Source organism: Paenibacillus prosopidis, from assembly GCF_003337375.1.
Lineage (GTDB): Bacteria > Bacillota > Bacilli > Paenibacillales > Paenibacillaceae > Pristimantibacillus > Pristimantibacillus prosopidis.
In genome coordinates this window covers 145556-171860 of the sequence record NZ_QPJD01000010.1, presented here as the reverse complement: position 1 = coordinate 171860, position 26305 = coordinate 145556, and the positions used below count along the sequence as shown (strand labels likewise).

Annotated in this window: 21 protein-coding genes and 1 pseudogene; 4 read left to right on the top strand and 18 right to left on the bottom strand. The window is 48.2% G+C overall.

From position 1 onward, the window contains the following. Positions 1-5: 5 nt before the first annotated feature. The 4 genes from DFP97_RS17050 to DFP97_RS17035 all read right to left on the bottom strand — a co-directional run bounded on the left by DFP97_RS17050 (position 6) and on the right by DFP97_RS17035 (position 6347). On the bottom strand, positions 6-1475 hold the full coding sequence (locus DFP97_RS17050) for a rhamnulokinase (protein WP_114381395.1): 1470 nt from the start codon (positions 1473-1475) through the stop codon (positions 6-8). Beyond that, a complete protein-coding gene (rhaI, locus tag DFP97_RS17045) occupies positions 1472-2692 on the bottom strand; it encodes an L-rhamnose isomerase (RefSeq protein ID WP_114381394.1) in 1221 nt (406 codons plus the stop codon). The genes DFP97_RS17050 and rhaI overlap by 4 nt, the downstream gene beginning before the upstream one ends. 198 nt (positions 2693-2890) lie before the next feature. Beyond that, a complete protein-coding gene (locus DFP97_RS17040; protein ID WP_114381393.1) occupies positions 2891-4960 on the bottom strand; it encodes a bifunctional aldolase/short-chain dehydrogenase in 2070 nt (689 codons plus the stop codon). 481 nt (positions 4961-5441) lie between these two features. Then, positions 5442-6347 (bottom strand): ArsR/SmtB family transcription factor, encoded by a 906-nt coding sequence (locus DFP97_RS17035; RefSeq protein ID WP_114381392.1) that lies wholly within the window; start codon positions 6345-6347, stop codon positions 5442-5444. A 179-nt stretch (positions 6348-6526) separates the two neighbouring features. Between DFP97_RS17035 and DFP97_RS17030 the strand changes: the two genes are divergently transcribed. Continuing rightward, entirely contained in the window at positions 6527-7693 is a 1167-nt protein-coding gene (locus DFP97_RS17030; protein ID WP_114381391.1) for an iron-containing alcohol dehydrogenase, read from the top strand. A gap of 18 nt (positions 7694-7711) precedes the next feature. Continuing rightward, entirely contained in the window at positions 7712-8539 is an 828-nt protein-coding gene (locus tag DFP97_RS17025; protein ID WP_114381390.1) for an aldo/keto reductase, read from the top strand. A gap of 169 nt (positions 8540-8708) precedes the next feature. Here DFP97_RS17025 and DFP97_RS17020 read toward each other — a convergent pair whose 3' ends face one another. The 3 genes from DFP97_RS17020 to DFP97_RS17010 all read right to left on the bottom strand — a co-directional run bounded on the left by DFP97_RS17020 (position 8709) and on the right by DFP97_RS17010 (position 12334). Beyond that, a complete protein-coding gene (locus tag DFP97_RS17020) occupies positions 8709-9872 on the bottom strand; it encodes a sn-glycerol-1-phosphate dehydrogenase (RefSeq protein WP_114381389.1) in 1164 nt (387 codons plus the stop codon). 491 nt (positions 9873-10363) lie between these two features. Continuing rightward, positions 10364-11416, bottom strand: coding sequence for a Gfo/Idh/MocA family protein (locus DFP97_RS17015; protein ID WP_114381388.1), 1053 nt, complete (start codon positions 11414-11416; stop codon positions 10364-10366). A 30-nt stretch (positions 11417-11446) separates the two neighbouring features. Continuing rightward, positions 11447-12334 (bottom strand): sugar phosphate isomerase/epimerase family protein, encoded by an 888-nt coding sequence (locus DFP97_RS17010; protein WP_114381387.1) that lies wholly within the window; start codon positions 12332-12334, stop codon positions 11447-11449. Between the two features lie 126 nt (positions 12335-12460). Here DFP97_RS17010 and DFP97_RS17005 point away from each other — a divergent pair, with 126 nt between their 5' ends. Beyond that, a complete protein-coding gene (locus tag DFP97_RS17005) occupies positions 12461-13345 on the top strand; it encodes a helix-turn-helix transcriptional regulator (RefSeq protein ID WP_114381386.1) in 885 nt (294 codons plus the stop codon). A gap of 368 nt (positions 13346-13713) precedes the next feature. After that, positions 13714-14256, top strand: a complete 543-nt coding sequence (locus tag DFP97_RS16995) for a GNAT family N-acetyltransferase (RefSeq protein ID WP_114381385.1) — start codon at positions 13714-13716, stop codon at positions 14254-14256. A gap of 71 nt (positions 14257-14327) precedes the next feature. Here the strand turns inward: DFP97_RS16995 and DFP97_RS16990 are convergent, their stop codons facing one another. The 11 genes and pseudogenes from DFP97_RS16990 to DFP97_RS16940 all read right to left on the bottom strand — a co-directional run bounded on the left by DFP97_RS16990 (position 14328) and on the right by DFP97_RS16940 (position 26272). Next, a complete protein-coding gene (locus DFP97_RS16990) occupies positions 14328-15506 on the bottom strand; it encodes a sugar ABC transporter permease (protein ID WP_114381384.1) in 1179 nt (392 codons plus the stop codon). Next, positions 15503-17026 (bottom strand): xylose ABC transporter ATP-binding protein, encoded by a 1524-nt coding sequence (locus DFP97_RS16985; protein WP_114381383.1) that lies wholly within the window; start codon positions 17024-17026, stop codon positions 15503-15505. The genes DFP97_RS16990 and DFP97_RS16985 overlap by 4 nt, the downstream gene beginning before the upstream one ends. 80 nt (positions 17027-17106) lie before the next feature. Beyond that, positions 17107-18207: a D-xylose ABC transporter substrate-binding protein gene (gene xylF, locus DFP97_RS16980; protein ID WP_114381382.1), complete on the bottom strand. Its 1101-nt coding sequence runs from the start codon at positions 18205-18207 to the stop codon at positions 17107-17109. A 133-nt stretch (positions 18208-18340) separates the two neighbouring features. Beyond that, positions 18341-19888, bottom strand: coding sequence for a response regulator (locus DFP97_RS16975; protein ID WP_114381381.1), 1548 nt, complete (start codon positions 19886-19888; stop codon positions 18341-18343). After that, the gene (locus DFP97_RS16970) at positions 19881-21332 is read right to left on the bottom strand and encodes a sensor histidine kinase (RefSeq protein WP_114381380.1); all 1452 of its coding nucleotides are present in this window, start codon (positions 21330-21332) and stop codon (positions 19881-19883) included. Before DFP97_RS16970 ends, DFP97_RS16975 begins: the two co-directional genes overlap by 8 nt. Continuing rightward, entirely contained in the window at positions 21329-22306 is a 978-nt protein-coding gene (locus tag DFP97_RS16965) for a substrate-binding domain-containing protein (RefSeq protein WP_181873558.1), read from the bottom strand. Before DFP97_RS16965 ends, DFP97_RS16970 begins: the two co-directional genes overlap by 4 nt. A 207-nt stretch (positions 22307-22513) precedes the next feature. Then, positions 22514-23021: pseudogene (locus DFP97_RS16960) on the bottom strand (FMN-binding negative transcriptional regulator). Between the two features lie 37 nt (positions 23022-23058). Beyond that, positions 23059-23577 (bottom strand): spermidine/spermine N(1)-acetyltransferase, encoded by a 519-nt coding sequence (paiA, locus tag DFP97_RS16955; RefSeq protein ID WP_114381378.1) that lies wholly within the window; start codon positions 23575-23577, stop codon positions 23059-23061. A 24-nt stretch (positions 23578-23601) separates the two neighbouring features. After that, the gene (locus tag DFP97_RS16950) at positions 23602-24054 is read right to left on the bottom strand and encodes a MarR family winged helix-turn-helix transcriptional regulator (protein ID WP_114381377.1); all 453 of its coding nucleotides are present in this window, start codon (positions 24052-24054) and stop codon (positions 23602-23604) included. Positions 24055-24286: 232 nt separating this feature from the next. Continuing rightward, positions 24287-24718: an RbsD/FucU family protein gene (locus DFP97_RS16945; RefSeq protein WP_114381376.1), complete on the bottom strand. Its 432-nt coding sequence runs from the start codon at positions 24716-24718 to the stop codon at positions 24287-24289. A gap of 51 nt (positions 24719-24769) precedes the next feature. Continuing rightward, a complete protein-coding gene (locus DFP97_RS16940) occupies positions 24770-26272 on the bottom strand; it encodes a rhamnulokinase (RefSeq protein ID WP_114381375.1) in 1503 nt (500 codons plus the stop codon). Positions 26273-26305: the final 33 nt, after the last annotated feature.

Sequence of the window (26305 nt, the reverse complement as noted above, 5' to 3'; positions counted from 1 at the left end):
TATGCTTAAGCGATTCCTGTCTTATCTATAAAGGAACGGTATGCGTGATCCCATTCTTCATACTGCTCCGGCTCATACGCGTCAACCGGGAACGATTCGCGAATAACCTTGCGCGCTTCCCAGATGTCTGCAAGCTCTCCGCTTGCAATCCACTGTACGACCATGTTGCCGATCGCGCTTCCTTCAACAGGACCCGCCCAAACCGGTTTGCCAATAGCGTTAGCAGTCCACTTGCAAAGCAGCGTATTCTGAATGCCGCCCCCGACCATATGCAGTCCATTAAATGTTTGGCCCGACAGCTGCTCCGTAAGCTCGAGCACGTAACGGTATTTAAGTGCCAGACTCTCCAGTATGCAGCGAACGATCGCACCCGCATCTTCTGGCGCCGTCTGCCCCGTACGCACGCTATACTCGCTAATTCTAGCCGGCATATCGCCCGGATGAAGAAATAATGGATCGTCAGGATCAATGAACGCAGCGAATGGCTTCGCCTCATCGGCCAGCTTAACTAATTCGGGGAATGTGTACGAAATTCCTCCCCGCTCCCATGAACGTCTGCATTCCTGCAAAATCCAAAGACCCATGATGTTCTTAAGCAAACGATACGTCCCGTAAGCGCCGCCTTCGTTCGTAAAATTCAGCTGCTGAGCCAGTTCATTGATAACCGGCTCTTCAATCTCAGTCCCCATTAGCGACCAGGTACCGCAGCTGAGATAAGCGAATGAACGCTCCAGTGCCGGTACGGCCGCAACCGCCGAGCCGGTATCATGCTCTGCTACCGCATAAACCGGTACAGATTCTATATTCAGCTCTTCGCAAACAGCGGACCGCAGCTGTCCTACCCGCTCGCCCGGCCCAGCCACTTGGCCAAATAAATCCGGAGAGATGCCTATCGCCCGAATAAGCTCTTCATCCCAGCCGCCTTTAAGCGGATTATATAATTGTGTCGTCGTCGCATTGGAGAACTCATTAAACATTTCTCCAGTCAGGAAATATCGGAGCAAATCCGGAATCATAAGGAAATGCTTCGCATCCCGCAATAGCGGTGAGTCCGCCTGCTTCAAAGCCGCAAGCTGATTGATTGTATTAAACGGCAGAAACTGAATGCCCGTCCGTCCGAATATGTGTGAAGCCGATAGCTTCTCAATGACCTGCTCCATTACCCCATCCGTATGATGGTCGCGGTAATGATACGGATTCCCGAGCAATTCACCGTTGCTTCCGATAAAACCGAAATCAACCGCCCACGAATCGATAGCGATGCTGTCCAGCTTAATTCCCCTGTGCTTTGCTTTGAGCAGCCCCTGCTTGAGCTCGTGAAGCAATCGCAAAATATCCCAATGCAGTCGGTCACCGACCTGCACCGGATCATTCGAAAACCGGTGCAGCTCTTCAACCTCGATCTTACCTTCATTCAATCGGCCGAGCATCGCTCTTCCGCTGCTCGCCCCCAGATCGTAAGCGAGAATGGTCACCAGCTGGCACCGCCCTTGCCTCTCACCAGTATGTCTTTGCCGTAGCTGCTGTTCAAGTATGCTTTCATTGGATCAAGCGGCAAGCCTTGCTCTTCACGGATTGCGTGAAGCAATGGTGTCACATCGAACTCGAATGCACGGCGAACGGCGTCCTCGGCACCGAGAACATCATGGCGTTCAGCAGCCTCGCTCACTTCTGCATGGTTAATAAGCAGCGCCTTCGCATATTGCGTTTGCACGTTAAGTACGGAACGCAGCATAGCCGGAATTTTTTGTTCAATATTATGGGATTGGTCAATCATATAAGCGATATTGTCTACCGCATTACGAATTCCCGCATCGGAATCATTCGCAGCGCTCAATATTTGATAGAAAATCAAAAAGAGTTCATACGGATTAACCGAACCGACAATAAGATCGTCATCCGCATATTTGCGGCTGTTGAAATGGAATCCGCCGAGACGCTTCTCGTCGATCAAATAAGCTACGATGTGCTCGATATTCGTGCCCTGCAGGTGATGGCCGGTATCAACAAGCACTTCCGCCTGAGGTCCAAGCTTTTGCGCCATGTTGTAAGCCATGCCCCAGTCCGCGAGATCCGTATGATAGAAAGCAGGCTCGAAGCATTTGTATTCAATGAGCATCCGCATTTCAGGCGTCATTGCATTGTACATCTCGGACAAGGCTTCGTGCATCCAAGCTTTGCGCTTGCGGATATCCCCTTGGCCCGGATAGTTCGTACCGTCCGCAAACCATAAGCTAAGATCACGGGAACCCGTTTCCTTCGCAATGTCCACGCATTCCAACAGATGATCCGTCGCTTTGTGGCGAATGGCGCTATCTGTGTTCGTTACGCTGCCGAGCATGTAATCCTCATCCTGGAACAGGTTGGGATTAACCGCTCCAATCGAAAGCCCAAGACCTTCGGCGTGGTTTCTTAGCTTGCTGTAATCATCGACTTTATCCCAAGGAATGTGAATGGCTACCGAAGGAGCAAGTCCTGTAAGGTTATGAACCTGCGCTGCATCCTCGAATTTCTCGAACGGATTGCGGGGAACGCCTTCCTTTTGAAACACTTTAAACCGGGTACCGGAATCGCCGTAGCCCCATGATGGGGTTTCGATTTTGAGCGCTTTCAATTTCGCTTTTACTTCATCTATATTAATGCCTCGTGCTTGCTGCTGTTCCTCAAACAACGCATATGCGCGGTCGGACATGACGAACACCCTTTCACATGAAAAATTTTGATTGGATAAGCTATCGTTGACCCTAGTTTGTTCTCCGCTAGCGCTTTCGTCTAGGCGGCTTTATTGTACAATGATCGGAATATCGCTTTGCAACCCGATGGGGTAAGGAACGCCGATCGTAATCGGCGCCCCTTCCTTCATCAATGTGCTCGTTTTTACGGATAGCTTCTAACGGGTGAAGGCTGCCGGTACGCCGCCGTCGATTGTCAGCATACAGCCTGTCGTTTTATCCGCTTTGGACGAGGCGAAGAACGCAATTCCTTCTGCAATATCACGCGGATAAATGTTAACAAGCAGCGTCGTACGCTTGCGGTAGTATTCTTCCAGCTGATCCGGCTCGATACCGTATGCCGCGGCGCGCTCATTACGCCAGCTGCCGTTCCAAATAGCCGATCCTTGCAGGATAGCATCAGGCAAAATCGTGTTGACACGAATGCCGAACTCGCCGCCTTCAGCCGCGATGCAGCGTGCCAAATGTGCTTCCAAAGCTTTAGCAGCACTATATGCCGAAGCATTTTTACCGGCATATACGGAGTTTTTCGAGCCGATGAATACCATGTTGCCGCCGATGCTTTGTTGCTTCATTAATTTGAATGCCTCACGGGCTACCAGGAAATAACCTGTGCCAAGCACGTTCATATTCAAGTTCCATTCCTTGAGCGAAGTTTCATCGAACGGACTCGAAGTAGCCAGACCCGCATTGTTAACGATTATGTCAACGCCGCCATAAGCCAGTGCCGTCTCCGCATAAGCAGCTACAACCTGCTCCTCGCTCGTTACATCCATTTTAACAGCTGTAGCACGGTTATCGCCGTATTTCTCATTAATTTCAGCGGCTACCTTCTGAGCGCCTTCCAGGTTAAGGTCTGCAAGCACAACATGCGCGCCTTCCGATACGAGGCGACGAGCCGTTTCACTGCCGATACCGCCTGCACCGCCTGTTATAAAGGCAACCTTACGCGAAAATTCGGCTTCTGCAGGAGCCAGCGACAATTTGTAAAGCTCAAGCGGCCAATATTCCACGTTATACGACTCGTTCTCGCTTAACGATACGAAATCGCCTAGTGCGGTTGCGCCGCGCATAACCGCGATTGCACGGTGGTAAAGGGCTCCGCTCACTTGAGCCATTGCCCAGCTTTTGCCTGAATTGATCATCCCGATGCCTGGAATAAGGATTACGCGCGGCGCTGCTTCGAACATTACGTCGCCTTCGTTTTTGTTGCGTTCAAAATATGCTTTATATTGTTCCTTGTAAGCAGCGATTCCTGCTGTCAATTTCTCTTTCAGGCCTTCAATATCATCTGCGCTCGGAGTCCAATCAATAAATAATGGAACAACCTTAGTGTGTACAAGATGATCCGGACAAGCTGCTCCCACTTGGGATAATTGCGGCGAATTTTGTCCGCTTACGAATGCAAGCACGTCTGCCTCGTCATCGAATGTCAAAATCATTTTCTTCGCATCGCTTACAGCACCGCGAATGGTTGGCATTACCCGTGCTGCAACGCTTCTGCGAACATCAGCCGCAAGTGCCTCATGCTTAACGCCGCCGAACAACGATGCTTCGTCGAAGCGGGCTTCAATAAACGCTTCCGCTTCGGAAATAATTTTTATCGTCTGCGCGTAGCATTCCTCCGATGTCTCGCCCCAAGTGACAAGGCCGTGCTTCTCCATAAGCACAAGCTCTGCATTCGGGTTGGCGAGTACGCCTTCCGCGATCATTTTGGACAAGTTAAAGCCGGGACGCACATAAGGAACCCACACGAAACGATCGCCGAAAATTTCTTTCGCAAGCGCTTTGCCGTTATCCGCGCAGCACAAGCTAATAATAGAATCCGGATGTGTATGATCCACGTGTTTAAATGGAAGGAAAGCATGCAGCAAGGTCTCGATGGATGCACGCGGGTGCTTCGAATCGATCATACAGTTGACCAGATAAGCAACCATTTCCTCATCGGGCATTTCAGAACGTTCGAACAAAGGGCGGATATCATCCATGCGCAAGCCTGTAAAATTGCCTGCTTTCATCGTCGCCAGATCGGAACCGCTGCCCTTTACATACATGACTTCAACGTCGCGGCCGCGGAAATCCTTCACAACCGTTTTGCTTGATGTGTTGCCGCCGCCGTAATTGCAAACGCGGCGGTCTGCGCCAATAATGTTGGAGCGGTATACGAGTTCGTTCAAACCGCCTTCAAGCTGCGATGCTTTTGCGTTGTCCCATAAACTTTGTACCATGGATAATACCTCCGAATGATGTTTTGTTTTTTGTTTGAATTGATCATATCATATTTGTTTGTTTTTGAATATAAATATTTCAAACATAAACGGAAATGTCATTATTACGAAAAGCAGGTATAATCAAAACAATAACGACACCGGAGGCTATATTGGATAAATGCAATAACTTACGTTTCCTATCCACTTTTCTCGATCTATATTGGACATTTCCAATCAAAATCCGCAATTCCTCTAACTCCAAGAACACCTGAACAACCTATAAGCTGTAAAATGATTGGATGAAATCCAATATAGCCGCATATCCGATTAAAATGCTGCCTCTACGCTATACACAATCCAATATAGGTCACTCATTAAGTCAAACCGGTCAATCCAAGCGGACTTTCGCCTTTACTTCGAATGACCGTTTTCCGCCGAAAAACAAAAAAAACCGCTAGATCTTCAAACGATCAAGCGGCTTTTTCCAATCATACTCTATTTACTTACAGCGCAGCGTCACTTCGATATCTTGATTATAGTTACCGAAGCCTTTGCCGAACAATGTCACGCCGCCGCAGTTTTTCGCTGTGGCGCTGCAGGAAATACGGAACAAAATCTCCTTATCATACGAAAGCATAAGCTGATCGATCGTCACGTTGGACACTTGGATCCCATCAATGAAGGAGCCTTGCCGGTTAACACGAATCGTCTTGATTAACCCGTGCTGAATGTTTTTATGCCACCATTCAGGCGTATATAATCCGCGCGTGCTGCCGAAATCACCGGGGTAAGTCCATGTTCCGATTTCCTCGCCGTTTAAGGTAAAAGTAATATCAGAGGGTAAATGATTGACCGCACATGGTGTTTCGGAGCAAATCTCCATTGAAATTTCCAGCGACTCCGGGCTTTCGTTGCTTACCATGTAATTAGGAATCCGATATTCAACGAAACCGGAGCCAAACCATAGCACCTTTGCCATAACATGATCAGGATCAGCAAAATAACGGGGATCATCGCACATCCCGATCATTTGCGATTCGGACGCGAGTCCGCATGTCGGTTTGATCTGATAGGACGAATAGTGACCCACCGGCAGCGATACGAAATATCGGTTCGACTCGTCTGCAGCAGGTGTTCCTTTAAATAAAAGCATAGCTTGTGTAAGCTGCAGGTGGCATATTTTTTGCATCCCCCGCTTGCCGGCTATACTTTCGCACCGTACAATTCCCGCGTCCTCCAGCATATGTATATGCCTCGTTACAATAGGAGACTTTATGTCTAGCGCTTCGGACATGCTCTTGATATTCATCGGCTGGATGCTCAGCAATTCAATCATCTTTACCCGGGTATGTGATGAGAAGCATTCAAGAAATTTCATATTTCGACTGTTTACTTCAATTTCCATTATTGCTTCCCCTTTATATATCCAACTAATTACCTACTCATTATATAACTAAAAAGTTAACGTTTCAATCTATAATTGCTTTAACTTGACATACAACCTCGTTTTCAATAAAATTAACGGCGTATACAACACTTTTAGTTATCTTTTAAGTTATCTAAATAAGACGCAGGAGGTAAATGATGAACGCATTTCAATTTCAAAATCCAACCCGCATCGTATTCGGCGAAGGCTCTGCTGACCAAGTGGGCCAACTTGCCTCACAGTATGGCAAAACGATCCTGCTAGTTTACGGCTCAGGCAGCATTAAAAAAACAGGTTTGTACGACAAAACCATTAACTACTTACAAGAAGCCGGTATTACTGTCCACGAGCTTCCGAATATTGAACCGAACCCCCGTCTCTCGACGGTGAACAAAGGAATTGATATTTGCCGGACGAATGACGTAGATTTCATTCTCGCAGTAGGCGGCGGCAGCGTTATTGATGCATCCAAAGCCATTGCTGCCGGCGTCCCCTATGAAGGCGATGTCTGGGATTTCTTTACGAACAAGGCCGTTATCGAAAAGGCTCTTCCACTTGGCACAGTTCTTACTTTAGCGGCAACCGGCTCGGAAATGAACGGCAACTCCGTCGTCACGAACTGGGAAGAAAACCTGAAACGCGCCTTCGGCAGCCCATATACATATCCGCAGTTTTCTATTCTTGATCCGACATTGACTTACACCGTGCCGCGCAATCATACGGTTAACGGAGCCGTTGATATTATGTCGCACGTATTTGAGCAATATTTCAGCTTAACAGAGAACACGCCGCTGCAGGAACGCTTCTGTGAGTCGATTTTGCAAACAGTCATTGAAAATGTAGAGATTGCGCTTGAAAAACCCGATGATGCAGCAGCACGCGCTAACCTGATGTGGTGCGGAACGATGGCGCTTAACGGCGGTCTCATCAGCGTCGGCATGACGAATGATTGGGCTTCGCACGGCATTGAGCATGAAGTTAGCGCGATCTATGATATTCCGCACGGCGCAGGACTAGCGGTTATTTTCCCTAACTGGATGAAATACGTTTACGAGGAGCGTCTCGACCGTTTCGTCCAGTACGCCGTACGCGTCTGGAATATTAATCCCGAAGGAAAATCCGATAAAGAAATCGCCCTCGCCGGCATTCAAGCGACAAGAGATTTCTTCTCCCGCATAGGTGCGGAAGCAAAACTGGCCGACTTTGAAATCGGCAGCGAGAAGCTCGACCGCATGGCAGAGGAAGCCGTTCGTTACGGCGCAATCGGTTCGTTCAAGCGACTAGAGAAACAAGACGTACGGGCTATTCTCGAAATGTCTCTTTAAATCGGAGGGAACAAAATAATGACTAGAGCGTTAACAGATTCTACTGTATTAAGCAATGGCGTAAAGATGCCATGGCTCGGTCTAGGCGTATGGAAAGTGAAGGATGACGGCGAAGCTGAGAGAACGGTTGCCGCTGCTATCGAAGCAGGCTACAGAAGTATTGATACCGCGGCAGCGTATAATAATGAAGAAGGCGTTGGAGCCGGCATACGCAGCTGCGGTATTGCACGCGATGAAATTTTCGTTACGACGAAAATATGGAATGCGCATCAAGGCTATGAATCAGCTTTGACCGCATTCGAGGACAGCAGACGGAAGCTTGGCGTTGAAGTTGTTGACTTATTGCTTATTCACTGGCCTGTTAAAGGTAAGTATACAGAAACCTGGCGTGCGCTCGAGAAGCTTTACCGCGACGGTTACGTTCGGGCAATCGGCGTTAGCAATTTTCAAATTCATCATTTGAAGGACCTCTATGAATCCGGTGAGATTGTACCCATGGTCAATCAGGTGGAATACCATCCCCTTCTGTCGCAGCAAGAGCTTCATACATTCGCGAAGAGCAACAATATCCAGCTTGAGGCATGGAGTCCGCTCATGCAAGGAAACTTAGATCATCGCGTACTTGCCCAAATCGGAGAAAAATATGGTAAATCACCTGCTCAGGTTGTCCTGCGCTGGGATCTTCAGAACGGGGTTGTCACGATTCCAAAATCAACCAATCCGGCACGCTTGAAGGAAAACGCCGATATCTTCGACTTTACATTAACACAGGAAGAAATAGCGGAGATTAACGCGCTTAACCGAAACCATCGTCTTGGTCCGGATCCGGATAATTTTAATTTTTGATATGAAAAAACCTCTATCGAAGCCTCTCAATGATGAGCGACCGCGTTTAGAGGTAGGTTTTATAGCCAAATAGAATTTGTTCTTCCGACAACTCGGAAACTTATAAATTCTATTGTGTTAAAAAAAGGCAGTCCCACGATAGATGAATCTATCAAAGGACTGCCCTTTTTTATTTCGATTCGTTAAAAGCCCGCAGCAGCGTATAACGGTTAGGCCGAACATGATGCGCCTCCTGTAAGCTGCGCTCAAGCAGATCATCACTAACCCCTAGCTCCTCCGTAGCGTCAGGTCCACCGACCTGACGGAGCCAATTGCGAATCGTTTGCTCGTCCGGGAGAGCATCGATTTCACGGCGGGCCTTCTCTGGATTAGCAGCGAACGCAAGTCCTTTCTCCTCTGCTGCAAGCCGATGATAGAGCTTGGAAATTTCTGCGCATGCTACGCCGACCTTAGCGCCGTGCAGAAGCTGCCTTTTGCCGAGACGAATATACTCCATCTCCCAATAGTGGGAAAGATGATGCTCCGCGCCTGATGCCGAATGCGATTGTCCAAAGAGCAGCATCGCTAGACCGGACTCAATTAGCGCTTCAATTAAAATACGAACGCCTTCCTGTTCGCGGCTGGCGATCTGCTCCACATGCTCTATGCATTTATGCAGTGAAATTCTCGTAATTTCAGCAACTGCTTCCGAATATGGCTCGGCGCCCTCCGCTGCTCCAAAGCTCCAATCCAGCAACGAAGTATATTTGCCGAGCATATCGCCGAAACCAGCAGCTATCATCGGGGCAGGAGCATTCGCTAGCAGCTCCAAATCTGCAAATATCGCATCGGGACCAATCGCAGTGATCGTCTTCTTCTCGCCGCGAATGATGATAGGAGCGCCTTTGGAATTGAAGCCGTCAACGGAAGGAGCAGTCGGTACCGAGACGAACGGAATACCCGCTGTATAAGCAGCGTATCTGCTAATGTCATGAATCGTACCTGACCCTGCTGCGATAACAACCTCAGCGCCTGTTTGCTGAATATCCAGCAGCAGTTGAACGATCGATGCTTCGTCGGCAATAACATCGCCGTGCCGGTCAGGCTTAATGAGCGTTACATGAGCGGATATGCTAAGCGATTCTATCGCTTCCTTCAGCGCCTTGCCCGCTATCTCATATGTAATGGCGTCCGCAGCGACGATGACACGTTTGTAGTTCTTTTCTTTCAAGTAAGGTGCAACTTGCTGAATCGCCCCCGCCTCTATAATAAGCGGATTAATTTCAATTGATTTCAGCGTCTGCTCATCGAATCCCACAGCCAGCTCTTTTACTTTATTTACAATATATGTCATCATCACGCCTCTTTTCGTTTACGTATATGCTTCATTTTGCTCTCGTCGGCCTCTGCTTGTCAACATTCATCATACACTTTTAGCTATCGTCTCTATGGTTAGGATTCAAGCTTCAGGACTGTTCTGTTCTACTTAGGCAGCTCTAAAGCAAGCGAGATGAGTTTGCTACAATGGATTTCGTACAGGATAGGGAGGGACATTGGACGATTGTGATGGCTATCTTGGATTTCATACAGTCAAACTTACAAAAATCAGGGAATTGAGATAATTTGGAGTTTTAATCGCGCTTTTACATTGGATATTTCCAATATAAGGCCTTGATTGAGGGTTAGACGCCGAAAGTTATTGTATTAATCCAATATACGAATGGCCGCCGTTTCACCTTTATACGAAGAAAGGAGTGATCCGCGTCAATGCGTCTCACCCCCACTTATTAATATACTGCGATATATGATTTTCCTTATCTGTCTAGCATCGGCTCGGGCGGAAACTTATTGCGCCAACGCATCCTTCATAAAATCGGCGATCAGCACTTTGCGGCCGGTCTTCGCACTCTCGAGGGCGGCGAGCACCATGGCCATGCTGTAAATATTGTCGCTGCAATCCGTCTCCGGCTTTCGGCCTTCCTCAAGCGCTGCAAACATGTCGTCGAGACAGCCATGGTGGAACGTATTTGCCATCTCCGGCAATAAGCTGTTCACGCGCTCATAATCACGAATGAATTTGCCGGTTTGATCGCCAGCAGCAACGACTTCCGCGTACGGCTCCCCATGACCGTCCCATATTGCAGTACCGCGCTCACCCGTAACTCGCCACGATGCTTCCCACGAGGTCGGCATGCCTTCCGAGCACCACGAGCCGCGGTAATTGAATACGGAGCCGTCAGACATTTCATAAATACAGACAGCCATAGCATTTCCTGCATACCATGAGCCGGGCGGATTAAACTCCTGACAATAGACGGACACCGGATCCGCACCGATGATGAACCGGGCCTGATCAAACGTATGAATCGCCATATCGAGCAGCAGCGGGCTGTCCATCGCATCGCGGAAGCCGCCAAAATGCGCGCCGATGAAAAAGTCAGCGCCGACAAAGCCCGGTTTGCCGATTGTTCCTTCATCGATTAGATTGCGATACGCCCTGATGCGCGGATCAAAGCGGCGGTTTTGCATAACCGCATGCGTTCTACCGCTGCTCTGTGAAATACGAACGATATCGCTGCAATCGCTCATAGACTCCGCAAGCGGCTTTTCGCCAAATACGTGGCATCCCAGCTGCAAGGCTGTCGTGCTGACTGCATAATGGCTTGCCGGAATGGTTACGTCAAACAACATATTCGCTCCAGTAGCCTCAATCGCCTGCTTTACATCCGTAAATGTTGGGCAATCCAGCTCCTTCCGCTCAGCCATTGCCTGCGCGAACTCCTTTTTAATATCGACAAGCCCGACGATTTCGGTATCGTCTCTCCGCTTCGCATAATCGACCCACGTATTCGCCATGCCGCCGCAGCCTGCGACGACCACTCGATGTTTTATTGTCATAATGATCAGACCTCGCTTTCGCTTATCGCCTTATATTGGATTCGGAACAAAATCGCCGCCGCGGCAGCGCTTCAAATAATTCAAAGCATGCACCTGACCGGTCATCTCCAGCTCACCCTTGTAAACCGGATCGTGCCAGCCTTCGATATCGATCGTTCCTTTATAGCCGTTCTGTCTCAAAATCGATATAATATCCGTCCAGTTGCTATCGCCGAAGCCCGGCGTCCGATGCCAAACAAACTGCTGCTTACTGTGAACGCCATGCTCTTTTACAATATCCCAGGCAATCGTTGCGTCCTTGCCGTGAACGTGGAATACCTTGTCAGCCCATTTGCGCAGCTGCGGAATCGGATCGATCAAGCTGACCATTTGGTGGCATGGCTCCCACTCCAGTCCGATATTATCTTCCGGCACGGCATTAAACATAAGCTCCCAGGCTGTCGGATTATGCGCAATATTCCAATCGCCGGTTGCCCAGGTGCCTCCCATGTCACAATTTTCAAAAGCGATCCGTACGCCTTTATCCGCCGCTCTCCGCGTCAGCTCGCCGAACACTTCCTTAAATTTCGGAATCGATTCGTCGATCGATTGGCCCGTAAGGCGGCCCGTGAAGCCGGAAACAATATCTGCTCCGAATAAATGGGCATTATCGATAAGACGCTCCCAGCTTGCAAGGGTATCGGCGTTACCGCCATCACCTGTCAGCGGGTTACCGAAAACGCTTACAGCAGGAACAACAAAATCATGCTCATCCGCAAGCGCTCTTATCCGTTTCGCCATTTCCACAAGATCCGTGCTTCCAGTCGTTTGCCAAAACGTTAGATTAAACGATTCAAATCCATGCTTCACAATTTGCGGAATAACGTGATCCGCGTTGCCTCCGCCTACAAGCGTTCCAATTCGCAGTTTATTTTCCATCCTTGTATATCACTCCAATATTGGCTTATAGTATTTGTAACAACTCCATTATAGCTAGGAGTTTCGTATATTACTCTATACAATCTTGTGCAATACTAGTCTAATCTTGTGGTGGTGGAAATAGATATGACCTATCCGAGGGAGCTTTGGGAAAATACCCGTCTCGAGCACAAAACATACCCGATTCAGCTATTCCAAAATCGTTGCCATTCGGTCAAGCCAAATGATTGCATCCTATATTTGCATTGGCATGAGCATTTCGAGATTATCGTGATGAGAGAAGGCAGCGCGCTGTTCCATATCGACAGCCGTCCGTATATCGTCAATGAAGGAGACGTCATTATTATACCGGGGGGCGGCCTGCATGTCGGATACGCGCTTCACTACGGGAATGTTCATTATGATTGCGTTGTTTTGAACGCGTCCCTGTTCAATGACTGGGTGCATGATCCTGTTCATGCCCAGTTTGTTGCTCCGTACTTGGAGGGACGGCTTCGCTTCCCCGTCAAGCCGTCCGAGCAGGATGAGGCATGCCTCCGCTATTATTCAATGCTCGATGAAGCTATTGCCGAACTGGCCGCGAAGCCTCCTGCGTATCAGCTCGTCGTGAAGTCAAAGCTGCATGCATTGTTTACGCTGCTCTCCCGTACCTTCATGGAGCAGCAGCTCGCCGGTAAGCCGGCAGAGCCGTATTTCGTCAACCGCGATCGCTTTAAGGTGCTTATTCAACGAATCGAATCGAATTTTTGCGAAAAAATAACCATTGAACAAGCGGCTAAGCAGGTCAGCCTAAACCCTTACCACTTCTGCAAGCTGTTCAAAAAGCTGACAGGCCGTACCTTTGTCGAATACGTCAACGTCTGCCGCATGAACGAGGCGGAGCGGCTGCTTCGCGAAAGCAACGACACCATCACTGAAATCGCAGCCATGGTAGGCTGCGATAATCCGAACTATTTTACGAAGCTGTATAAGCAATATAAGGGGATAACTCCCTCGCAAGCGCGAAAATAGGGCCGCTCTGTTGGAGCGGCCTTTGCTTTAGTTCGATAGAGGGGCTATAATCTCCGGCTAATCGACTTCCGATTATATTGCCGTTTGCATGAAGAAAACGTTCGGCTGCACCCCACTCGACTAGTTAACGAGGCATCGTATCGAGCCAAGCGAAGCGGCTGCTTATCCATACCAATGACCCTATCGGCAAAATCGCTGAGGATACGGGGTTTGGATCCTTCCTAAAGAATCAAACTTGATTCCGCAACCCTTCGCACCGGTAAGGATGAACAGGAGGTTTTTCGGTTCGGATACTTATATAACTATTGAATCTCCCAGAAATTCCTTTATACTTAGTAGAAATTTACATTCTTTTGGAGGTGTGTGTTGTGCCAGTTTTTCATACGGAAAGGTTAACTCTTCGACTATTGGAAGTAGGCGATTCTGAAGCGTTGGAATTGTTAATCAATGACCATGACATTGCACGAACGACACTAAACATTCCTTATCCTTATCCAAAGGGATCTGCAGAAGCCTTTATTCATCGGCGGACAGAGGCTGCTCAAAACGGGGACGGCTTCTCCTTTGCCATCATACATAAAGAAAGCAATGAATTTATGGGATCCATCGGCATGCAGCTTGATAAAAAAAATAACCGGGCCGAGTTAGGTTATTGGCTGGGAAAACGCTTCTGGAACCAAGGCTACGTTACTGAAGGGGTCAAGCGAATTGCTCAATATGGCTTTGAAGAGCTTAAGCTCAATAAAATCCATGCAGCAGCCATGACAAAGAATCCCGCTTCATCCAACGTTATGAAAAAAATCGGGATGCAATATGAAGGCACCTTCCGTCAGCATTTTCTGAAATGGGATGTGTACGAGGATATCTCCTATTACGGAATTTTACGCGAGGATTATCTAACCGACTCCTAAGAGTGCTGCTGTATATCATCATGGAAACAGGTCATTTAAATTGATTTTGCCACTTAAATGACCTGATCCTCTTATACCTTCTTCCGCTGCCGCGTATAAATATCCACATACACCGCAAGAATCAAGATGCCGCCTTTGACGATATACTGCCAGAAAGATTCCAGGTTCATCAAGCTCATGCCGTTGTCGAGACTGGCCATGACGAGCGCGCCGATAATGGCGCCGACGATGGTGCCGGTCCCGCCCATCAGGCTCGTGCCCCCAATGACGCATGCCGCGATCGCATCGAGCTCGTAGTTTTGACCGGAGCTCATCGTCGCCGCGTTTAAGCGTGCAGTCAGCACGAGCGCCGCAATTGCAGCAAGCGTATTGCACAGTACGAAAACAAGCAGGATTCGCCGCTTAATGTTAATACCGGATAAGCGCGCAGCCTCGGCATTGCCGCCTATTGCATACACCTGACGACCGAATGTCGTATTCCGCGATATGAACGTGAAAATCAACGCCAACACAATAACCATGACGAACGGGACAGGAATGCCCTTATAGCTATTCATTAGATAGACAAAGCCGATGACTAGCGCTCCTATTACCCCAAGGCGGAGTACGCTTACCGCAAACGGCTCCACATCGAAGCCGAACTTCGCTCTTGCCGCACGCTTTCGCATCACAAGATATCCGGCAACCGCCAAAGCGGCGATCCCAAATACCCAGCCAATTACATCGCCCACATAGGATTGACCGATCGCCTTCATGGAAGGCGTCAGCGGTGCAATCGTGACACTGCCGGTTGTACCAAATAAAACACCTCTAAATATAAGCATTCCGCCTAAGGTAACGATAAAAGCCGGCACAGCCCGGTATGCAATAATCCAGCCTTGAATAAATCCTATCGCTGCGCCAATCCCTAAGGTCGCAAGGATGACTGGAATCGTGTTCCATTCGTACCACACATTAAGAATAGCCGCTATGCCTCCCGTCAAGCCGACGAGCGATCCAACAGACAAATCGATCTGCCCTGCAACGATAACGAGCACCATTCCAATCGCCAGAATTGACGTTACGGACATTTGCAAAAATAAATTGGATAGGTTCGTAGGCGACAAAAAGCGGTCATGCAGCAGCGAAAACAAAACCCAAATGGACAATAACGCTCCGATCATCGTATATGCACGGACATCGAATTTAAACCAGTTCGGGCGCTGCTTTATTTTGGACTGGCTTAATACGGTCTCCTGATTTATACTCATAGTCCTTTCCCTCCTGTTGCGGCCGTCATAATCATTTCTTGCGTCGCCTCTTCCGCTTGAAACTCACCTGTGCGTTTGCCTTCCGAAATGACGATGATGCGATGGCTCATCCCAAGCAGCTCAGGCAGCTCGGACGATACCATAATGATCGAGACGCCCTGCCGTATTAAATCGTTCATAATGTTATAAATTTCGAATTTGGCACCGACATCGATGCCGCGCGTCGGTTCGTCCAAAATAAGAATTTTCGGGTTTGTCATCAGCCACTTGCCGAGAACGACCTTCTGCTGATTACCGCCGCTTAAGGTACCGACGATGGTCTCAACCGAATTCGCTTTCACCCGCAGCGAACGCAAATATTGATTGCCTGCCGCGATTTCCTCGTTAGGCCGAAGAATGCCTCCGGAGGATATTGCGCCTAGGCTCGCCATACTCACGTTGCTCTTAATATCCATGCCTAGCACGAGACCGTATTTTTTCCGATCCTCCGATACGAGCGCCAATCCCGCTTTAATCGCCTGCTGCGTATTTTTCAGCTTGACGGGCTTGCCTTCGATTTCGACGGTACCAAAATTTTGTCCTGCGTACGAGCCGAATAAGCTCATCACGAGCTCTGTTCGCCCTGCTCCCATCAAGCCGGCAATGCCGAGTATTTCTCCCTTACGCACCTCAAAGCTAAGGTTGTCGATCACCTTCTTACCCTGACGTTCAGGGTTCATGACCGTATAATCGGTAACCTTGAGCACCACGTCTCCAGGGTTAGCCTCAATGCGGGGAAACCGTTCCTTCAGCTCACGTCCGACCATGAGCGATATCACTTTATCCTCATTCATTTCCGCTATTGGAAAGGTCCCGACCGTCTGTCCGTCCCGCAGCACAGTGACCGTATCCGCAACCGCGAAAACCTCATTAAGCTTATGAGAAATATAGATGCAGGTTACGCCCCGCTTCTTAAACTCACGCAATATATCGAGTAAAATATCAACCTCTTGTTCCGTCAAAGCCGCAGTCGGTTCATCTAGAATGAGGATGTTCGCATTCTTCGACAACGCCTTAGCAATTTCAATCTGCTGCTGCTTTCCGATACCGAGTCCGCCGATGGGCTGCTCCGGATTAACATCATGCAGACCGACTTCCTTCAGCCAGCGTTCGCTCTCCTTGAACACCCGCTCCCAATTGATGATGCCGAATACGGCCGGTTCCTTGCCCAGAAATAAATTTTCGCCAATCGTTAATTCCTTCACTAGAGCAAGCTCCTGATAAATAATGGAAATGCCCGCCACTTCAGCATCCTTAATAGCGCCGAACCGCTTCTCTTCGCCGTTAATAAGAATTTGCCCAACGTATGTGCCGTGCGGATATAAACCGCTTAGCACCTTCATTAAAGTCGACTTTCCTGCGCCGTTCTCGCCGCATAACGCGTGAACCTCGCCTTTTTTCACTGAAAAGGTAACATCGTTCAGCGCCTTAACGCCGGGAAACTGCTTCGTTATATTACGCATTTCTAAAACCGCCGTCATGGAATGGTCACCTCGCGGATGGCAAAAAGGGGAAGAGCGTCATGGCACGCCATCGCTTCTTCCCCTCTCCCGCCAAAAAGTTATTTCACGTTTTTGTATACGTCTTCTTTGGAATGGAAGCCATCCGCAATAACGGTTGCATCGATATTCGATTTGTCCACCGCTTTTGGATCAAGAAGGACGGAAGGAACGTCGATTTTGCCGTTGTTTACCGTCTTGTCGGCGCCGACATCCTCGCCTTTCGCCAGCTTCACCGCAAGATCTGCCGCTTTCTCAGCCAAATCTTTAATCGGTTTATACACCGTCATCGTTTGCGTGCCTTCCACGATTCGTTGAGCTGCCGCAAGCTCAGCGTCTTGGCCGGATACCGGAATTTTGCCCTCCAGCCCCTGCGCTGCCAAAGCTTGAATAACGCCGCCCGCCGTTCCGTCGTTCGCTGCGACTACTGCGTCAATTTTATTGTCATTCGCCGTAAGTGCGTTCTCCATGTTCGCAAGTGCGTTCGCCGGGTTCCAATCCTTTGTCCATTGGTCGAATACGACTTGAATATCGCCGCTGTCAATTAACGGCTGCAAAATATTAAAGGCGCCTTTCTTAAATAAATGGGCGTTGTTATCTGTCTCTGAACCGCCGATGTAAACAAATTTGCCCTTTGGAGCAAGTTTAACAATCGCTTCGGCTTGCATTTCGCCAACCTTTTCATTGTCGAAGGAAACATACAGATCAAGATCGGAGTTTTTGATCAAACGGTCGTAAGCGAGTACTTTAATGCCTGCGGCGTGCGCTTTTTCCACAATAGCTGCTGTTGCTTCCGCATTATGCGGCACGACGACAAGAACGTCGACGCCTTGGCTGATTAAATTTTCCGCTTGCGCGATTTGCTTCGCGTCGTCGCTGTTCGCTGCCTGCACCTCCACCTGAGCGCCAAGCGCCTCGGCTGCTGCAATAAATAAGTCACGGTCGCGCTGCCAGCGTTCTTCCTGCAGCGTATCCAGCGAGAATCCGATTACAATTTTGTCGTCACCCTCGGTTTTCCCCTCGTTTACGTTAGCTACCGTCTCTTTGTTGTTCGACTCCGCGTCCCCATTTCCGCTACCGCCTGCCCCGCCGCAAGCCGACAGCACAAGTACCAAAGCTAATACAAACGCCAAAACCCCGCTTTTAGTAAACCTTTTCCCCATTTTCTTCGCTCCCTTATCTCACGAAATGTAACTGCTTACATTTGAAATATAGCACGGTCAAACGAACAGCGAGCGAAGTTGTTCCAGTACTCTTTTGCTATCGTCTGCACTTTTTTAATGTGACGCCAGTCCATCACCTTTTTGAGCCGAGAATCGCCTTTCGGTAGTCGGTCGGCGACGCGCCGCACATTTTTTTGAACACTTTACTGAAGTAATTCGGATCATGGTATCCGACCTCGAACGTAATTTCCTTTAAGCTTAACGCAGGATCAGACATCAGCGTCTTTGCTCTTTCAATTCTGCATTCGGTTAGGAAATCGATATAATTGATGCCTGCCTGCTCCTTGAACATTTTGCTCATATAGAAAGGACTTAGTCCGATTCGCTTCGCCATCAGCTCAAGTGAAATGTCCTGCCGCGAATGCTCCAAAATGTATTGCTTCATTTGTCCTACGGCATCAGGCTGCACCCGGTTCTGATGAGTGATAATGGCTTCAATGAGCTTGTTAAGCAAGCAGTCCGTCTCTGCGCGCAGCTGCTGATACTGCTTCACCTGAAACGAAAACAACGGCTTCTCCACCTCGAAGCCCATTTCCATCGCTACACGCGCAATAATCCACAGCCGCTCCAGCACCCATTGTCCGGACTGCGCCAGCGCTGCGTTATTTTTGTCATGCAAATCAATAAGATCCATAACGGTCTTCCTCACCGAGTCCCACTGCCCCAGACGAATGCTGTCAACGAACCGCTTCTCCGTTTGTTTATCCTGATAACCGCCTGCGAATTCGCCTCGTGCCTCCATATCGCTATAAAACCGATGCTTGGCTGGAAGTCCCGTATGCGCTGTTGCTAACAAAGCCTCTTGATAGGACAACCTTACATTGACCAGCCCGCCGTATGGATTACCGATCCCGACAAAAAAGTCGCTGCCTGCGTCCCGTTGCTGCTGCATAAGCAGCTGTTGCACAAGCGCGGCTGCTTGGGAGCGATGCGTTTTGCCGGCTTCCCGAAAGACGACGACCGGTATCTGACGGCCAGACATAGCTCCGACCCAGCCGCTTTCAGTTTGTCTTACCTTCTCTTTGACAGCGGAGTATAACGTCTCTGTCGCCGCCTCGCTTTGCAGCGTAACGAGCATAACGAACACTTCGCCGTTCGAATTTCCGCCCAGCAGTCCGAGCATGTCGTCGATATGCACATCGTGCACATGGTCGAAAAGCAGCTGCGTCACGACGTCGGACTCCACAAGCGGCATCACTTTTTGAAGCGCCGTTTCCTCATATTTCCGCTGCTCTCTCTCGCTTCGTTCCCGTTCTATTTCCTCGATAACCTTTCCAACGGTTGCTATGATTTCACTCGCTTTGCTCGGCTTTAGTAAATAATCCCTAACACCCAGCTTAATAGCCTGTCTTGCATATTCGAACGTATCATACGCCGTTACCATAATAAATTTCGCTGTCGGCAGGAAATCCTTAATCCGCTCAATCGCCTCTACTCCGTTCAAGCCAGGCATTTTGATATCCATCAGAATGAGATCGGGCTGCCACTCCATGGCTTTCTCAACCGCTCTAGCTCCATTTTTCGCCTGTTCAAACCGGAATGCCGGAAATCCTTTTTGTAAAATGGCCTGAAGCCCTTCGCGCTCCACCTGCTCATCATCCACGATTAACAATTTAAGCATATCCGCCAAATCTCCTCTCCTTTGGAATTTTGATCGTCACCTTCGTCCCGCAGTTAGGCGCGCTTTCAATGTCGATCACATCGTCGGCACCGACAAACAGCCGCAGCCGCTTTACAACGTTGCTAAAGCCGATACCGGTTGAATGGCCAGCCCCCTCCGAAGAGCCGCTCTCCGTCAAAATATGTCTAATCTTCTCTTCCGACATGCCTGCGCCGTCATCTTCGATTTCAATCATAACTCGCTCTTCTTCCGCGTAAATACGAAGCGAAATCGTACCGCCTTCTTCAAGCGGCTCGACAGCATGAATAACCGCATTTTCGATAATGGGCTGAAGAGTCAAGCAAGGAAGCTGCAGCTGTAAGCAGCCCTCGTCTACTTCATGCACGAACCTTAGCCGGTCCGTAAACCGTGCGCTCTGAATTTCGGTATATTTCAGTATGATGGACAGCTCATCATGAAGCGAGACCGCCCGGTCCAGCTGGCGCAAATTGTAACGCAATAAGCCCGCTACATTAGCAATGAGATCGCTCGTTTCCTCCGAGCCTTCCAAATAAGCCTTTTTCGACAACGTGTCCAAGGTGTTGAATAAGAAATGAGGATTGATTTGACTCTGCAGGCTTCTGAGCTGGCTTTCCTTCAGAAGCAGCTTGCTTTGCTGCAGCTCGCTTTCGAGCTGCGCCTTCTGCTGGATTTCGGATATCAAATTGTTGATGTTAACGCGCATGCGGTCAAACGTTTTGGCGAGGAATGAAATTTCATCGTTGGAGTGTATTTCTATTGGCTTATCGAAACGGCCCCGCGACAATTCTCTGGCAGCTATCGTCAGCTTATGGATCGGTCTCGTAATGCTGAGGGAAAACCAATAGGTAAACAGCAGCAAAATAATCGTTATTAACGAAAGCAGCCATAAGCCAAGCCGCTTCAGCTCGGTGCTCTGCTCAATAATGCCGCGGTAAAACGTATCGTACGTCCGAACCTCCTTATCGATCAGCGTAATCGTCGTTTCTGCGATATATTTTTCAATGCGTGTTGCTTCCTCAAACTTCTCAGCCGATTGCTCACCGTTATTTTGCCCGTGAAACATAACCGACAAGTCTGCCGCTTCGACTAAGCTATCGATCATATGAATATAATTCGTCAGCGTAAACGCATTGTCTTTGTTGCGCAGGTTCGAAGTCTGCAGCTTCGCCAGCACCACGCTTTCCTTGCTCTGATTAAGAGTATCCAGCTTAAACGACGACGGCTTTTGCAAATAATCGTTCAAAGCGATAATCGTCTGATGACTGCGGTCCGTCACTTCATTCATACGCAAATAACGCTGCAATATATCGTTGTACTGCTCCTGGGTCTTCTGGTTGTAATAGGTGAGCACCACCCAAATCGTGACCATAATAAACAGCACAATTGCCGACATCGTCAATATTTTTCGCTGTATGCCGTTCATGGTGTATCCTCCGTCCGAAGCACCCGTATATCTGTAAAATAACCATCGGGATTTAAGGGTACCTGCTCGCCGGTCAGCCATTTTATCATATGTGTAACACTCTCCTCACCCATCGTTTCCGGCGATTGGGCAATCAACGCATCAATTTCGCCTTGCTGCATAAGGTTCAATGTCTCCGGACTGTCATCGAACGAGTAGATGAAAAAGTTGTCGACCTGCATACGTTTGCTAATTTCCTGAATAATCGAGCCGGCGTGATTGGCCGATACCGCTATAAAAGCATCCGTATCCGGCTCCTCGTTAAGCAGCAGATTCGTTGCCTCCGCCACATCCTCGCGTGAATCGCCTGCCGCGACGATCTTTGTCTCGATGTCGGAATATTGCCCCAGTACTTCCAAAATGCCTGTCAGGCGGGAACGTTGAAAATACTCCTGCCGGTCCGACACCATCAATACGACTTTGCCGGCAAAGCCCATGTCAGACACGAGCTGGCGCGCAATCATGCTGCCCGCTTCCAAGTGATCCGACCCGACGTACGTACGGCGCAAACTCTCATTCATAGGCACGTCATTGGCGACGGTAATGACCGGGATGCCGCTGCCTGCGGCCTTTACCTTCGTCAAGCTTTTGAACTCATCGGTATCAAGCCCCTGCACGATAATGCCGTCAACTTTAGACGCTATGGCAATTTCTATATTTTTGAGAAAATCATCCCGATTCGTTCCGTAGGTTCCCCATACTTCAAGGCTGACTCCATTCCGCTTAGCGGCAGCCATAGCGCCTTGCTCGACCTTCGCCCAGAACGGGGTGTCGAGCTCAAGCGTAATTAGTACGAGCCTGTAGCCGTGATCCTGTTCAGCCATCATTGCAGGCTCGATTAAATCAGAGGAAAACACTTTTATCATCGACGTCAGCGTAAAGAACAAAATAACTAAGCATCCGGCAAACAAACTTAAAATAACAAATTTGCGCAAGCGATTTGCCCCCTGCAAATAAAATATCGTTCTGGTATTGATAGCGTTTTCATTTATATAAATCATAATGATTGGAGCGACTATTGTCTACGAGTAGTTTAGAATCTGCTTAGTTCTTTGTTTACAGCAAAAAACCTGTCATCTCGACAGGTTAAAGATTCATTGAATTTGTGCAATGCCAAGAGCATGGAGCGCAATAACCTAAAGTTATTTTTTTAGGTTTGCTTTCATAAGACTGGCAATCTTTTGTTCGTCTCCATTCTGAATCCGTTCCAGTTGATTAATGACAAGTTCTTGCCTCTGTACTGAATGGTTTTGACTTAACTTTGCTTTTCCCTCTATCTTGTTGATTCTTATTTTGAATCCTTGAATCCCTTTATTCAGCCCAGCGATAAAGTCTTTGTCTACCTCTTGCAATCTATATGAACTATCAGGGGCTTCATACTTCAATACCATTTCATGCAAGGAATCCATTAACTCTCTTTCATCATCAATAAGTTGGACTTCGCCATATACATGAACAGTCACATAATTCCATGTTCGGACGTGCAAAATGCCCATATAAGTATTTGTTCTCCTTATCCAAAATTAATGGTAAATGAGTAGCAAAGGGTACTCCATTTTGTTGTGAAAACAGTGTTGCAAAACTATGTTCTTTGATAATGTCGTAAGCGACTTTTATTTCATCAATATGAAAGTGTGAAGGAATATATATGGTTTTCTCCTCCTTTAGTATCATTTCAGGGAAAATGTTATATGAGTGTTTTGGTCATTATAAAATCTATTTGTTCTTCATCACCCATATAAAAAGAGTGGGCTCCTGTTTGAACAAAGTCCATTTTTTTATAAAAGGTAATTGCGCTCTCATTTTTTTCCCAAACCCCTAGCCAAATCTTCTCTTTATTCCGATCTATCGCTATTTCTATAGCTTTATTTATTAGATATTTACCAAGCCCCTGTTTATGATGTTTTTTCCTTATATAAATCCTCTCGATCTCAAGCGAATCAGTGCCCGTTATTTCAGTTTGAGCATCATTGGTGTTTAGCTTTAAATACCCGGCAATTTCCTCATTAGAATAAATAAAATAGAATTCTGAAGAGATATTTGATAATTCTTTTTCTAATTGTTTTAAGTTAAATGCTTTTTCCAAGTAGGCTTTCATATTTTCAGGTGAATTTTGATTCTTAAATGTCTCATTAAATGTTTCAACACTAATTTCTTGAAGTAATCCTAGGTCTTCAAATGTGCACTTTTTTATATTTGTTGTCATTTTATTTGTCCTCCTTTTACTAAATCAATAATTTCTCTTGTTTCCCTTTTTTACAAACTCCCAGTCTTTTTCTACATTTTTTCTGACTCTTTGCAGCAGGTTAAAAATCGTTTCCACTTCACTTTCGGAGAATCCAGATAGTGCGACCCTATTGGAATAATCGTTTTCCCTTTTTATAAAAGGGTAAACAGTCATCCCTTTCTCTGTAGGAAATAGTTTTTTAATTTTTTGGTTATATGGATCATCATTCTTTTCAATAAATCCATTAATCTCCAGCTTCTTTATAGCTCGAGCAGCTGTTGTTCGGTCTACCTTTATCATTTCAGCTAACTTTTCTTGAATAATTCCTGGATTTTCACATATTCGCACAAGGTACAAGTACTGTCCTTTTGTAAGGTCATATTTTTTAAATTCTATATTACTTATAGAATCCAATGCCCTAGCGATCATTCCAACCTCACGTAGAATTTCCTTCATAATCGCAACTCCACTACTATTGTATTTTTAAAACATGGTAAAAAAATAGTACATCATTTTTGTTGTATTTACAACAAAAATTCCATTAGACTTTATACTTACCTACCCGTTCAAAACAAAAAGGACGCTCCCGCGCCTTCGCTTGGGTTCGTCCTCCCTTCTTGAAATAAAGGCTGTTCCAAAAGCAGGTTTACCTACTTTTGGAACAGCCCCCTTGAACAAACAAACTGGCTTACTCCGCGATTACGCCCTTCTTCAAAATCAGATTGGCATACAACGCGCTTTCACCCGTAGCGATTACCGCATACGCCTCCTTCGCACGCTCATAGAACGAGAAACGTCCAACCTGCTCGAATGGTTCGGCAAGGCCAGTGCGCTTCTCGATTATGGAACGATACTGCTCCCAAATCGGGGTTTGTACTGGATCGCCAGGGACGACCTGCATTAGCGCGGCTGGCTTCTCGACGTATTGATCGAGCGGGAACAGCTGCAAAATCGCATCAAGCAGCTCAGGTACATTGTGTCCGTCATAGCGGATCAGCCGCTGGGCGTGACTGGCTGCCGGAAAATTGCCATCCGCCAAAACGATCTCGTCGCTGTGTCCCATCTCGCTGAGCACCTTGAGCAGCTCGGGAGAAATAAGCTTAGATATGCCTAGTAACATACACGTCTCTTCCTTTCATACTTCCTGATCTAATAAACTTTCAAAGCAACTTTACTGTGGCTCGGAGAGCCGCTTGAACGTCTCAAAAGCAGCATTCCACTCATCTGTTTGCGCCGGATCATACGTTTCAATAGGAAACGATGCGGCTACTAACTGACGGGCATCCTGCAGACTTGAACATTCACCTAACGCTACGAGCTGCATCAGCATGTTGCCGATAGCGCTCGCCTCTACCGGGCCGGTCCATACGGGACGACCGATCGCGTTAGCCGTAAAGCGGCATAGCAGCTCATTCTGAATGCCTCCGCCAACCATATGCAAACCATTGAACGATTGTCCCGTCAATGCCTCCATTTGCTCCAGCGCCTGCCGGTACCTCAGCGCCAAGCTTTCCAGAACGCAACGGGCTAACTCACCTTTTGTTAGCGGCACCGTCTGAGACGTTTCACGGCAGTAGCTCTGTATTCTGGCAATCATACCGGATGGCGCATAGAAGGACGGATCATCCGGATGAATGAGGCTGCGGAACGGCTCTGCCCGCTCGGCTTGCAAGACCAGCTCAGCGAACGATACACCATCGCCCTGCTCATCCCATTCACGCTTGCATTCCTGCAAAATCCATAGACCCATAATGTTTTTGAGCAGCTGGTAGGTCCCGCCGACGCCTCCTTCGTTGGAGAAATCAAGCGCCATCGCCTCCGGCGTCACGAGCGGCCGTTCCAACTCAGTCCCAAGCAGCGACCAGGTACCGCAGACGAGATAGGCAAACTCCTCTTCGCCGGTTGCCGGTACGGCTGCAACTGCAGATTCCGTATCATGCGTGCCGACGGCAATCGCCTCGATCGGCGGAACATCGAGCTCCTCGCATACTTCGGGCGTTAACGGGCCAATACGCGTTCCAGGATGAATCGGTTCAAGAAAGATCTGTGACGGAATGCCGAGCTTCTCCATGAGCGCCGTATTCCACTTCTGCTCTTTCGGCCCGAACAGCTGCGTCGTCGTCGCCATCGTAAACTCGCATACCTTCTCGCCTGTCAGGAAGTAAGCAAGCAAATCAGGAGTCAGAAGCAGTGTGCTGGCCGCTGTGAGCTTTGGCGATGCCGCTTTTTTCATCGCATACAGCTGGTTGACCGTATTAAACGGCATAAACTGCAAGCCGCCTTGCTCATATAAGCTATCTTTACCAATAAGGTTAACGAGTTCTTCAATAATGCCTTCCGTTTGCGGGTCGCGGTAATGATACGGATTGCCGAGCAGCTCGCCGTTCGCATCAAGCAGCCCAAAGTCGACTCCCCACGTATCAATGCCAAACGTTTGCGGCGCATAGCCTTCTTGAAACGCTTTGCGAATCGCTGTTTTCAGCTCCTGCAGCAAGCGTAAAATATCCCAATGCAGATGTCCGTGAACGGCAATCGGCTGATTCGGAAACCGGTGAATTTCCGTTACCTTCAGCTTCGGCTGTCCACTACCGGTATGAGGCAACAGCTCGCCGATTAACGCCCTGCCGCTGCTTGCGCCTAAATCAAAGGCTAGTACGCTGGCAAGCTTCGTCATCCTAAAATCCTCCCGAATAGAGTAATCAATGTA

Coding starts and splice junctions, on each gene's coding strand:
- xylF (WP_114381382.1), bottom strand. CDS start 18,207: ATGGGGAAAAGGTTTACTAAAAGCGGGGTTTTGGCGTTTGTATTAGCT.
- DFP97_RS16985 (WP_114381383.1), bottom strand. CDS start 17,026: ATGACGGCGGTTTTAGAAATGCGTAATATAACGAAGCAGTTTCCCGGC.
- DFP97_RS16945 (WP_114381376.1), bottom strand. CDS start 24,718: ATGTTACTAGGCATATCTAAGCTTATTTCTCCCGAGCTGCTCAAGGTG.
- DFP97_RS16975 (WP_114381381.1), bottom strand. CDS start 19,888: ATGCTTAAATTGTTAATCGTGGATGATGAGCAGGTGGAGCGCGAAGGG.
- DFP97_RS16950 (WP_114381377.1), bottom strand. CDS start 24,054: ATGAAGGAAATTCTACGTGAGGTTGGAATGATCGCTAGGGCATTGGAT.
- DFP97_RS17020 (WP_114381389.1), bottom strand. CDS start 9,872: ATGACATATATTGTAAATAAAGTAAAAGAGCTGGCTGTGGGATTCGAT.
- DFP97_RS16970 (WP_114381380.1), bottom strand. CDS start 21,332: ATGAACGGCATACAGCGAAAAATATTGACGATGTCGGCAATTGTGCTG.
- DFP97_RS17010 (WP_114381387.1), bottom strand. CDS start 12,334: ATGGAAAATAAACTGCGAATTGGAACGCTTGTAGGCGGAGGCAACGCG.
- DFP97_RS17005 (WP_114381386.1), top strand. CDS start 12,461: ATGACCTATCCGAGGGAGCTTTGGGAAAATACCCGTCTCGAGCACAAA.
- DFP97_RS17040 (WP_114381393.1), bottom strand. CDS start 4,960: ATGGTACAAAGTTTATGGGACAACGCAAAAGCATCGCAGCTTGAAGGC.
- DFP97_RS17030 (WP_114381391.1), top strand. CDS start 6,527: ATGAACGCATTTCAATTTCAAAATCCAACCCGCATCGTATTCGGCGAA.
- DFP97_RS17035 (WP_114381392.1), bottom strand. CDS start 6,347: ATGGAAATTGAAGTAAACAGTCGAAATATGAAATTTCTTGAATGCTTC.
- paiA (WP_114381378.1), bottom strand. CDS start 23,577: ATGACAACAAATATAAAAAAGTGCACATTTGAAGACCTAGGATTACTT.
- DFP97_RS16990 (WP_114381384.1), bottom strand. CDS start 15,506: ATGAGTATAAATCAGGAGACCGTATTAAGCCAGTCCAAAATAAAGCAG.
- DFP97_RS16940 (WP_114381375.1), bottom strand. CDS start 26,272: ATGACGAAGCTTGCCAGCGTACTAGCCTTTGATTTAGGCGCAAGCAGC.
- DFP97_RS17015 (WP_114381388.1), bottom strand. CDS start 11,416: ATGACAATAAAACATCGAGTGGTCGTCGCAGGCTGCGGCGGCATGGCG.
- rhaI (WP_114381394.1), bottom strand. CDS start 2,692: ATGTCCGACCGCGCATATGCGTTGTTTGAGGAACAGCAGCAAGCACGA.
- DFP97_RS17025 (WP_114381390.1), top strand. CDS start 7,712: ATGACTAGAGCGTTAACAGATTCTACTGTATTAAGCAATGGCGTAAAG.